The organism is Microcoleus sp. MON1_C5 (genome assembly GCF_036701875.1).
Taxonomy (GTDB): domain Bacteria; phylum Cyanobacteriota; class Cyanobacteriia; order Cyanobacteriales; family Microcoleaceae; genus Microcoleus.
Window position 1 is genome coordinate 1 of record NZ_JAUBRN010000104.1, and the last position, 10,996, is coordinate 10,996.

The following is a 10,996-nucleotide window of genomic DNA, read 5'->3' on the forward strand; positions in this document are numbered from 1 at the left end:
CTCAATCGAATAAGGTTTCATTTTTTTAGCTTATATACTAAATAAAGTGTATCATATATACATGGAATCTGCTGTATTTAGAAAAAAATATGATTGCAAAAGACCAACTTCTTCAAGAACTAGACCAAGTACCATAACCCGTGCTGCTGAAAGTGCTTGAATTTGTTCGTTCATTAAAGACTGAGGAACAGCAAAAACTAGAATCCAAAGCAGGCCAAGCAGATCTAGATTTATAACGGGAAATAAATGACGTTTACCGTCGCCTTGCCAACTCCTTATTTTCTCAGCACAAGTATGTTTTTAAGTATTCACGCCAGACAGATAGAGACGTTTGGCGGCACTCTAGGCGTCAGAGACGAAGGTTTGTTATAGTCGGCTTTGGCTCAACCGCAAGCAACTTTTGGCGGTATTTTTTTGCATCCCACAAGTAGCGAACAAGCTGCCCCCTATCTCTATCAAATAGCGATGAATCATCCCTTTATTGACGGCAATAGACGAACGGCTTTTGCGGTGACAGATACCTTTTTGCGTTTAAATGCTTGCACTCGGAATTTGACGGACGATCGAGAATAGGATTTAGTCATGCCAGTCGCACGGGGAACCATGACTAAGGAAGAATTAAAGACCGAGTTTTAGTTATGTATTATTTAGTTTTAATAAGTAAGTTGGGCAGTGCGCTACATGGAGATTAAGTAAGGTGCGCCCATAAGCACCCTACAGTGAAAAAGGGAATCGAGGAACAAAAAAGCGAGTAAGATTATCACTAAAGAACAAAGCCGAGATCCTTTGCGTCAAATCAGTAATAAAACTAAACACAAAAAAGCACAAACCGCCGATCGCCCTTTCTCCCCCAAATCTCGCTACCCAACTACTAATTAGCAATAGCCATGAATATAAATTTTTCTCGTTACGACACCTTAACCACCCTGCTAGCAGGAACTATAGCAGCCTTAACCATAGTCATCAGCCAACCCGCGATCGCCAAAACGCCCCAAGAAGTCGCCAGCATTGCCGGGCCGCTGACAGTACAAATTAACAGTTCCCTCGGAGACGGTTCTGGCGTAATTATTGCCAAAACAGGCAAAACTTACACAGTTTTAACAGTCAACCACGTCGTAGAAAAAGCAGACGTGAAATACACCGTTCGCACCTCTAAAGGCAAAAACTATCAAGCAACCTCCGTCACCCGTTTGCAAACCGCCGACACTGACCCGGATTTAGCCGTAGTCAAATTTGAAAGCCCCGAAGAATATCCAGTCGCGACGATCGCAGATTCCGATCAAGCCGTCATCGGCACTCAAATCTACGTTTACGGCTATCCGGCTACGGGCGGACTTTTCGGCGCTGAACGAGAACCCGAACTCTCTCCCGGACTCGTTACCAGCCGCCCCGGCAACCGCCCCGAAGGTTACACTTTGCGGTATCAGGCCGTAACTTGGAGTGGCATGAGTGGCGGCCCAGTTTTTGACTCGGAAGGCCGAGTCATCGGTTTACACGGACAAGGGGAATTCGGTTTCGCGCAAACGAGTTCCGGCGAAGTCGCCCCGATTAAAACCGGATTTAATGCAGCAGTTCCAATCAATACATTTATCGCCAAGCTAGTGGCGGCGGGAATCAACAAATCCGAGTTGAAAGTAGACAATACTCCCCCAACCAGCGGCCCGGTATCTACGGCCAATCCGCAAGATGCCCAAGCCTATTATTTTCGAGGACTTTCGCTGTTAGATCAAGGAGATGCTTGGGATGCGATCGATGATTTCAACAGAGCACTTGCTTTTAAGCCCAAATATACCCCTGAATTGTTTTTTAATATCGGTAATGCCCGCACTCTCATTACCGCCGCCTTCCCCGAAATCGGTCCCACACGCGGTTCCAATGCTATTCAAGCATACACGCGGGCGATCGAAGCCAATCCCGGTTTTGCCGACGCTTACTACAACCGAGCTTTAGCTTACCTGGACAACAAAGACCAACCGAAAGCAATTGCTGACTTTCAAAAAGCAGCAGAACTTTACAAGCAAGGCGGAAGAACCAGCGCCTATCAAGACGCGCTCAACAGAATCAAGCAATTGCAGTAGAATTGGCAGTTAAGAATTAAGAATTAAAAATGACTAATCCCATTTTTAATTCTTAATCAAGTTCCTACAAACAGCAGGTAAATAACAATGACTGCTATCACCTTAAACCTCAATTCCATTATCAAACTAACTTCAGAACAGTTTTATCAACTGTGCGAAGAAAACCCAGACTTGAAACTCGAACGCAACGCCAACGGAGAATTAATTGTCATGCCCCCAACCGGAGGAGAAACGGGAAGAAGCAACTCAAAATTCAACTTACAGATTGGACTTTGGAACGAACAAACCCAACTCGGTGAAGCCTTTGATTCCTCCACAGGATTTACTCTGCCAAATAAAGCCGATCGCTCTCCCGATGCGTCTTGGGTAGAAAAATCGCGCTGGGAAGCTTTAACACCTCAACAAAGAGAAAAATTTATCCCGCTTTGTCCCGATTTTGCTGTGGAAATTCTCTCCCCAACTGACAGCTTGAAAAAGACTCAGGAAAAAATGCAAGAATATATGGAAAATGGCTGTCGTTTGGGTTGGCTGATTAACCGCAAAAAACGGGAAGTTGAAATTTATCGCCCCGGCCAAGATGTGGAAGTTTTACAATCTCCTCTCACCCTTTCTGGGGAAAATGTTTTGCCGGGATTTGTTCTCTATTTGCAAAAAATTTGGAATTAGCAGAGTTTAATTTTGACTTATATCATCTTCCGTAAAATAACCGTTATAAGCTGCTAGTGAGGAATCCAAGTTGGAGCGAGTGAAATGATGACTCTTCCTCCTCACTACGAACCAATTTTGTTATGCTCGTTCGAGGGGACATAATATTAGCTGGAAATGTGATAAAATTATAATTTCTCATAAAATCAACGCGCTATAATTAGGGTTCCAACAATTCCCGCTACAAATGTCACATTAGAATAATTAAAAACACTTTTTGACCGGCAACTTGTCAGAGACGACCAATTTTTTAGAGAATGGCAAGACGAGTTGCCAGAAATTAGCGCCTTTCAAAAACGACAGCTAGATCCGACTAAAGCGGGTTACTTCAACTTGTTGGAGTATCCGCCGATGCGGGAAAAAACTATTAGTTTGTCGATCGTCTCTCCGCTGTTATTTGCAGGCGAGTTTTATCTGCATCCTTTCTACATTAAGCCAGAAAAATCAGTCGAAATTTCCGAAGAAGATGAAGGCGTTATCATCAAAGGCAGCATCAATACTTTAGTTTTAAAAGAGCAGTTGTAGCTGATGGCAATAGAAACGAAACGAGTTTTGTTTTCGATCGAAGCCAGCTTGGCGCAAATCTTAGCTTATATGCTGGCCAATCCTAATCCCGATAAACCTAGTTACGGCATGATTGCTACAGGTGGCAGTTTCATCTTTGTTAAATTAGTGAAAGGAGAATCACCTCGATATAGCACATCTGATTTATTTGGAATTAGCAATCCCACTAATAATTTACATGATGTACTCCGAATCCTCAAAGGCTTGAGCCAAATCGCAGCTAGCAATTAATCATGAGTCATAAGTGATTAGTTATTAGTGAGTTTGAACATCGCACCCTGATTCCTTCCTCCTTCAGAATTACCAAGGCGAACCGATCATGGTAAAAGCAGCCCAATAATAAGGATGCGAGAAATTTCGATCGCCCCTGGTGGTCAACTCCGACGGCAAAGGCAGAGCTTCATAGTTGCCCGATCGCACCAAATAACCATCTTGCAACCGCACTTCTCCCCGCAGCATCGCCAACTGCGCTTGCCGCAAAGCCTCAGCCTTAATCGGCGCTGTACGCAACTCCTGGTAAAACTCAGTCATCAGCCCCAAAGTAGCGACATCGCTGACATACCACAAACTCGCCAAAGCAGATTTTACCCCCGCGTGTACCGCCAACCCTGCAAACCCCAACTCAGCTTGTTCGTCTCCCACCGCCGTAGTACACGCACTCAAAACCAACAACTCCACCTGCGGGTTAGATAGCTTCAACTGCTCCAACTGATTCAACTGCAACTTAGTATCCCAAAACTGAATGTAAGAATTTTCCGCCCCCCCAGGCTGAAAATCCCCGTGAGTAGCTAAATGAATAATTTTGTATTGCGGTTGATTGCGCTTGTTCTTCAAATTTGCCAAAGTAAAAGCTTCATTGAGAAAAGACGAACCCGGCCAAATCTTGCCGACAATTGTCGATATTTCCAGCGGCACCGCAGGCAAAGGATTTTGATCGTATTTGGCAGGAAAATTCGACGCACCCATCGCTAACACTTCAGAACCCTTAACATCGGCATAGCGAGTATCAGTTAAACTCAAACTCGGAATCAGCCCCAAACTGTACTTTTCTACCAAAAACTGCTTGCCGTCGTAAAGAGCAGCCAAAGGCAAAGTTCGCAAACCGGCGTCCATCGAAAACACCAAAGTGTCAATCTTGTTAGCCTCCAATTCCGGTTGCAGCGGTGCAATTAACCACTGGTAAAGTTGCTCGGCAGGTTCCTTGTAATTAGCAGCATTCAATCTCCTAGGAGTTCTGATAGCATTAGTGAATTTTTTAGCAACTTGCAGCACTGTCTCGCGGCTTGCAGGCACGCTTTTAAAAACATTTTTGCCGTCTGGCAATAACAACACAAGTTCTAAATGTTTTTCTTTCGCCCATACGTAAAGGATCGCGGGTTTAACCCCAGTCAACCGATTGACGCTGCTGAGAGTATCTCGAATACTTTGCTGCGTGACTGACTTTTCAGTGAGATTACCCCCAAAGTAACGTTCAAATTCCCGGCCCTGAGTTCTATCCCTTTGCTGCACTGCGTCGATCGGACTTATTTGCGCGATCGAACTCGATCGAGAAATCTCAGGAACCCTCACATTCCCGATACTTTCTGCACTCACCGCACTCGCAGGCTTCTGTGGAGTTGTTGCCACGCTGCCGTTTTCTGTCGTCGCAGGCGCGCCCAAATTGTCTGTTAACACCGACGGCGCCAGCACTACCGAGGAGCCGGCCGCAGTCTCGTTGGGCCGCGCATCAACAGACGCAGCAGCAGGTTCTGGCGAGACATTTGTGGTACTGCCCTTTGGCACCGACGCTGCGGGAGGGAGACTCACCTGAGTCACAATTTGTTGAGAATTGTCTGTAGTTTTCAGTTCCACGCTGCTAGTTGGTGCCGGACTCGACACGATCGCCAGCGGCCCGATCGCAGTTGAGGAGGTGGCAGTGTTCGACTTCGAGTTTCCCGTCCCAACAGTCGCCGCCGTGCAGGTTCCCGACGGGCAAGTGCTTTGCAGCAGCGTCTGTGAACCCGATTGAGCCAGCCCCTCTGTAGAAATGCTGACCTGGGCGCGCTCAGCAGCCGTTCCTGTTCCCGCAGCCCGAAATGCTCCCCCAGCTTCGATTGCCACATCGCCGCCGGTATTGCCACGAGCTTTGATCGAAACAACTTCAATATCTTTCTGGCCGGTAATTTGGCTCGAACCGGCACTTCCCGATTGCGAACTCGAGTTGATCACCCCTGTAACGATCCGGCCCGGCGCCGCAATCGAAATATCTCCCCCGCTTCTGGCACCAAAAGCATCGATGTTGCCGGTTTCTACCGCACCGGCGCTGCGAATATTGATAGGGCCCGCCACCCCGGAAGTTGAGCGAGATGAAACCGTACCAGCAGTCAACTTGCCTTGACTGGTAGTGATGTTAATCCCCGCAGTCGAGGTAAGGTCTCCGACGGCTACAGTACCGCCCATCAGAGAGATCGTGGCGTTATCAGTACCGACGATCGCACTCGTTCCCACGATCGCGCCGCTGCCCGATGGCGATCGAATCGTCGTCGGATCTTGAAATGTCACCGCCACTGGCGTTGAATTTGGAGTTGAATTTGGCGTTCCAGAAGGAATCGAGATCACACCGCTACCGTCAGCGCGCCCGATCGCGATCGAAGCAAACCCATTCCGAAAAGTGTTCAATTCAGCAGCAGTCAAGTTCAGAGCTTCTGTATCGTCAGAACCTTGAATTATAATGTTTTGGCTTGGATCGGCCGGTTGCAACACCAGATTGCCGTTGCTGGCGATCGAATTTTTGTCACCCCTCAAATCAATTTCGTTGCCTGTCAGGGTAATATCTCCCCCTGTTTGCGAGTCGCCAGCTTCGATCGCCCCGGCAGTGACTCCATTGCGCCCCGTCAGCGTCACATTCCCCGCGCGATCGCCCCTTGTGTCGATCGCCCCGGCAGTCACCGTGCCCTGTGCGGTAACACTAACATCTCCCGCCGAATTGCCTGTATCTTCGGAAGAATTGACAGAAGTGTTGATGGTGCGGGAAGTTCCAGTAACTAGCCGACCGGTTGTGACATTGCCTGCGGTGCTGACGATGCGAATTTCCTGATTGTTGGTAGTGATATTTCCGGTTCTGATATTGCCATCAGCTTTGAGAGTAATTGAGGCATTGTCGGCCGCTGTCAAGGAATTTGTGGTAGTGATTGTTCCCAAACCCGCTGGCGATTGAATAATTAGCGGATCGTAAAATGTGAAATCGTTGGCAATCAGAATGGAACCGATACCGTTGCTGCGGCCGATCGTAATTCCAGCAAACCCATTTTCCAAACTTCCGAGGTCGCTTGCCGTCAGATTCAAATAAATATTAGTACCGACATCTCCAGAACCGCCGATCGCAATATTTTGACCTGGACTCCAAGGTTGCAGTACCAAAAAGCCAGTACCGCTGACTGAATTTTTGTCGCCTTTAAAATTAATTTCATCACCAGTCAAAGTAATGTTTCCCGAGCCCCCTGCGACGAAGCTCACTCCCAGAACATTCCGAGCCGTCACAGTTACATTTCCCGTCGCTTCCGGGCCGCTGGCATCAAGTTTTTGGGCCGTTACGTTCAGGCCGTCGAGCAAAATATTCCCGCTGCTGCCGGTGCTGGGATTGGATGAAGAAATATCGTTTGCAACTGTCGAACCCTGACTAATCAAACTAATATTTCCGCCGTTACTCGACAAATTGCCCGCAGTAATTTGATTTCCCGAAATCGCGATCGCACCGCCAGCCGTGCTAATTGTATCGGCCGCATTCATCGAAAAAGCACCCGCACCATTGCCATCGGCATCTGCTCTCAATGTTACCGAACCAGTAGTTGCTTGAAAGCTCAACTGATTATCCGCCAAATCAGCAATTGTAATATCATTGAGCGCTTCGAGAACCACATTTGACGTAGCCGACATACTTTCCAAAGCTCTAGCCGAAATTGTCAGCGAAGGCTCAGAATTGTTTTGCTGTCCTGGTAGCGTTTCTGTTGCCAAAATATTATTGTTGGCAATTATTGACGCATCGCCCGCACCTTCTGGGGAATCTGTAATTAAAATATTTTTTGGATCTAACAGCAAAGTCCCCAAACCGTTTGTCCCAGAGGTATCGACAGTACCGTTAAAAATCAATCTTTGCTTGCCCGAAACTTCCACAAACCCCCCAACACCTGCGGTTCCCGTTGCAGAAACGCCATTTGCGCTGATGCTGCCCAAAAATGCTGTTGTGTTGTCAGCCCAGACAACAACTCTGCCGCCGTTGCCTGATTCAGTTGCGTTGGCAGCGATCGAACTTTTGCCATCCACGTAAGTCATCCTGGCATTCGGCACAGTTCCCTCGCCTCGGTAATCTCCCCCGATCCGCACCGTTCCGCCGCCGTCCGGCCCCGAAGCTTCAATCTTCGCTCCCAACAGCCCTACCTTGTCGCCCAAAACGTTGACGCTTCCTCCCGCGCCCCCCGTAGCAGACACGTCCGCAGATCCCGCTACCAGCGCAGTTCCAGCACCTCCTGGCACTGTTTGGCCGCCTGTGAGTACAACTTCACCTTGAGCGTTCGTAGTTATACCCGTAGCGTTAGCCACGCCGGGGCCCGAGAGCAGCCCCGGTAAACTCTGGGGAGAGAAGGGAACACCTTCCGAACCCGACATTCCGGCTGCTGGAGAAACTTCTAAACTCAGCAAAAGTCCGTTTTGACTGAACCGCACCAGATTTTTGCCCGGGACAGCCGCCACAGTAATTTGACCGCCCGGGGCTGAAAGTTGCCCTGTACTGATGACCGTGCCGCCCAGCAAAGTCAAATTTTGCCCGGTTCCGACAGCCAAGTTACCTGCATTGACAATACTCGCGGGCTGTGAGCCAAAAACAAAAGCATTCGGCGCTCCGACTAGGGCTGGGTAGTCGTTCGCGCCTGTACCGTTGAACCAACGGTCGTCAAAACCGATACCGCTAGCGGTGGTAGCAAAAAAAGACCCGGACACGTCGAGTCGGGCATTCGTTCCAAAAATAATCCCTGCGGGGTTCATCAGCAACAAGTTAGAATTGCCGCCAGTAACTTGAATTAGACCGTTAATTAACGAAGCGTCCCCACCGACAACGCGGCCGAGGATATTTTTAACGGTTGGGTTGGAGATGAAATTGGCAGTTTCGCCAGAATTCAGACCGAACCGAGTAAAACTGTGGAACAGATTTGCTCCGTCTCTGGAGGGAGTGCCGCCCTTAATGTCGTAGCGGGGGGGCGACCCTGTACCTGGGGCGGTGACAGCGGTTCCGGTGCCGTCTGGGGCTGAAATAATAGATTGTGCCGCAGCAATTTGAGATTGGGGATAAATTGCCACGAGTATCCATCCCCTGCTGTTTTCTTTGAGGAAAACCAGGTTGGGGAAAAAATCTAATATCAAAAATCCAGCAAGGGGAATTGCTGCCAGAATCGACCGCACAGCACGTTGAGCATTCATAAGTTTGCCTCGGTCTAGACCTTCATTCGAGTTTAAAATTGAGATTTTAGGTAAAAAAGAGTCGATGGCACCCCAATCCTGACACTTCCTAACGCGAACTCTCGATCGCAAATCTTAAATTTTAAGTCTAAATTTGATTGTGTCACCAACATAGCAAAGACTGACAGTAAGTGTCGAAACACAGGAAGTTTAAACAGAGAAAATTATGAGCGATCGAATTGTCCGTCTGATCGGTTTAACTGGGGGCATCGCCACCGGTAAAACCGCTATATCTAATTATCTGGCAGATGCCTGTGGATTTCCGATTTTAGATGCCGATATTTACGCCCGCGAAGCTGTGAACCCCGGTTCGCCAATACTTGACTCTATTGTAGAACGATACGGCGCCGGTATTTTGCTCCCGGACGGCACTTTAAATCGGCCCGAGTTGGGAAGTATTATTTTTTGTAACGCAGCGGAGCGGCAGTGGTTGGAACAACAGATTCACCCTTACGTGCGTCGCCGATTTGTTGAGGAAACTCAAAGCTGCATTGCTGCATTGACTCCGGTATCCCAGGACACACAGAATTTAGGTACAAAAACTCAAGAAACCAAGTTTTTTCACCGCGATCAAACGCTAGAACGAAGTATTGTTGAAAAAAACTCCGCTTTCTGCGCCCCCACTGACACGTTGACTTTGGTTTTAGTAGTGCCACTGTTGTTTGAAGCTAATATGACTGACTTGTGTACCGAAATTTGGGTGGTGTACTGTTCACCCGAAGTGCAGTTAGAACGACTAATGCAGCGAGACGGCTTGAGTTACGATCGAGCTCAGGCCCGCATTAACACTCAGTTGTCGCTAGCTCAAAAATGTCAACAAGCTGATGTTATTTTGGACAACTCGTCAACCCTTGAGTCGCTATTCCTGCAGGTAGATGTGCAAGTCAGTCGCTGTGAGATTTGATATTTGAGATTGACTCCGCGATATCAGTTTTAAAACCAGTTTTTTTACTCCCTGCGCGCCAGTTCGATTTGAGAGTTGAGATTTGAGATTGACTCCACGATTTTGTGAACGGGTTTTTTTTCCCCAACCGCTTTCGACTCCTCCTTCGGAGTGGCGCGTAACCGCTCTTGTCACAAAGCCAGAGAAGAAAAGATCGGAAAAGATCAGAAAAAATCAGAAAAAATCCAAGGTTCACAATTTATTTAAAAATACAATAGCAACCATTTATGAAGTTAATGTGAAAAATTAGGCAGTGCCCGCTTTAAGGAATCTCATTCACCAAGATATTTATATGTAAGGTGCTGATGGCGCGCCTGGGTACTCTCCTGTTGGGTCTTTAATCCCCGGGTTGCCGCTTCACCTCAATAAATTATGAAGTTAATCATAAAAGTAGTAAAACTTTACAATTGGCGGTTTTCGTTTCCTTGTTGGAAGCCCCTTTCAAGAGGATTCCAGGGGTCATACCATTTTAGATTTTAGATTTTAGATTTTAGATTTTAGATTTGGGAATGATTTATAACTACCAGGGTTGGGAAGACGGGCAGAGAAGAGTAGCATTATTTTTTTGAACAGGGTCTTGAAGTCTGCTGGTGGCCAGCAAGTAGCAGAGAACTAGAAATTACCAGCGAACCAGCGAGCTAGATGATGGATTTCACCAGCTTTTAACCAAAACTCAAAAAAATTGTAGGTGCGGTCACTTACTAATTGAGGATTTCGTCACAATTATTTTTTTTATCCTGATAGCAGAGTGCAGACTGCGTATCAAGAAGGGGAAAATACAAACACCAAAATTTATGATGCGCGTTTACTCTTCCATCCTGATGTCAAGCCTGTTACTGACTGCTGGCGCAGTTAATGCTCAAAGCTTAGAAACTCGATCGACCTTTTTTGCTCAAAACAACTCTGCTCCCGAAATTTTAACCGCCGTAGCCGACACTCAGACCTTGTACGATAAAGGGGAAGATAATACGGCACCCGACCGAGGCGAGGGGAGATAAAGCAGAAAAAAGCGATAATTGCAGGGAATTAGGGGGAGAATGGGAGAATTAAAAATTGGGAGAAGAAGAGAAAAATTGAAGATTTCGATTTATTAATTCGGGACTTACGTACTGCGTACCAAAAAACCGATTTTTTAGCGGTATAGCAACCGCCAAGGCGGTTAAGCCGCTGTGCGAAGCACGGCTTCCATTGCATCCCTGAGACAGTCGAATTTAAT

General features: G+C 47.4%; 9 protein-coding genes. 8 read left to right on the top strand and 1 reads right to left on the bottom strand.

What is annotated here, in order from left to right; all coding sequences use genetic code 11:
- The first annotated feature begins 246 nt into the window (after positions 1-246).
- The 6 genes from QUA71_RS27930 to QUA71_RS27955 all read left to right on the top strand — a co-directional run bounded on the left by QUA71_RS27930 (position 247) and on the right by QUA71_RS27955 (position 3,578).
- A complete protein-coding gene (locus QUA71_RS27930; protein WP_333290104.1) occupies positions 247-372 on the top strand; it encodes a hypothetical protein in 126 nt (41 codons plus the stop codon).
- A 6-nt stretch (positions 373-378) separates the two neighbouring features.
- Complete coding sequence (locus tag QUA71_RS27935) at positions 379-573, top strand: Fic family protein (protein ID WP_333290106.1); 195 nt, start codon at positions 379-381, stop codon at positions 571-573.
- A gap of 314 nt (positions 574-887) precedes the next feature.
- The gene (locus QUA71_RS27940; RefSeq protein ID WP_333290108.1) at positions 888-2,078 is read left to right on the top strand and encodes a tetratricopeptide repeat-containing serine protease family protein; all 1,191 of its coding nucleotides are present in this window, start codon (positions 888-890) and stop codon (positions 2,076-2,078) included.
- Positions 2,079-2,165: 87 nt separating this feature from the next.
- Complete coding sequence (locus QUA71_RS27945; RefSeq protein WP_333290110.1) at positions 2,166-2,744, top strand: Uma2 family endonuclease; 579 nt, start codon at positions 2,166-2,168, stop codon at positions 2,742-2,744.
- Between the two features lie 309 nt (positions 2,745-3,053).
- Entirely contained in the window at positions 3,054-3,308 is a 255-nt protein-coding gene (locus tag QUA71_RS27950) for a hypothetical protein (protein ID WP_333290112.1), read from the top strand.
- Positions 3,309-3,311: 3 nt separating this feature from the next.
- The gene (locus QUA71_RS27955) at positions 3,312-3,578 is read left to right on the top strand and encodes a hypothetical protein (protein WP_333290114.1); all 267 of its coding nucleotides are present in this window, start codon (positions 3,312-3,314) and stop codon (positions 3,576-3,578) included.
- A 69-nt stretch (positions 3,579-3,647) separates the two neighbouring features.
- Here QUA71_RS27955 and QUA71_RS27960 read toward each other — a convergent pair whose 3' ends face one another.
- Positions 3,648-8,798, bottom strand: a complete 5,151-nt coding sequence (locus tag QUA71_RS27960) for a CHAT domain-containing protein (RefSeq protein ID WP_333290116.1) — start codon at positions 8,796-8,798, stop codon at positions 3,648-3,650.
- Between the two features lie 205 nt (positions 8,799-9,003).
- Here QUA71_RS27960 and coaE point away from each other — a divergent pair, with 205 nt between their 5' ends.
- Positions 9,004-9,741 carry a dephospho-CoA kinase gene (gene coaE / locus QUA71_RS27965; RefSeq protein WP_333290118.1) on the top strand — a complete coding sequence of 246 codons (738 nt, stop codon included), beginning with the start codon at positions 9,004-9,006 and terminating at the stop codon, positions 9,739-9,741.
- Between the two features lie 833 nt (positions 9,742-10,574).
- Positions 10,575-10,778: a heterocyst-inhibiting protein PatX gene (gene patX, locus QUA71_RS27970; RefSeq protein WP_333290120.1), complete on the top strand. Its 204-nt coding sequence runs from the start codon at positions 10,575-10,577 to the stop codon at positions 10,776-10,778.
- Positions 10,779-10,996 lie beyond the last annotated feature (218 nt).

Coding starts and splice junctions, on each gene's coding strand:
- QUA71_RS27930 (WP_333290104.1), top strand. CDS start 247: ATGACGTTTACCGTCGCCTTGCCAACTCCTTATTTTCTCAGCACAAGT.
- QUA71_RS27940 (WP_333290108.1), top strand. CDS start 888: ATGAATATAAATTTTTCTCGTTACGACACCTTAACCACCCTGCTAGCA.
- QUA71_RS27945 (WP_333290110.1), top strand. CDS start 2,166: ATGACTGCTATCACCTTAAACCTCAATTCCATTATCAAACTAACTTCA.
- QUA71_RS27955 (WP_333290114.1), top strand. CDS start 3,312: ATGGCAATAGAAACGAAACGAGTTTTGTTTTCGATCGAAGCCAGCTTG.
- QUA71_RS27960 (WP_333290116.1), bottom strand. CDS start 8,798: ATGAATGCTCAACGTGCTGTGCGGTCGATTCTGGCAGCAATTCCCCTT.
- coaE (WP_333290118.1), top strand. CDS start 9,004: ATGAGCGATCGAATTGTCCGTCTGATCGGTTTAACTGGGGGCATCGCC.
- patX (WP_333290120.1), top strand. CDS start 10,575: ATGATGCGCGTTTACTCTTCCATCCTGATGTCAAGCCTGTTACTGACT.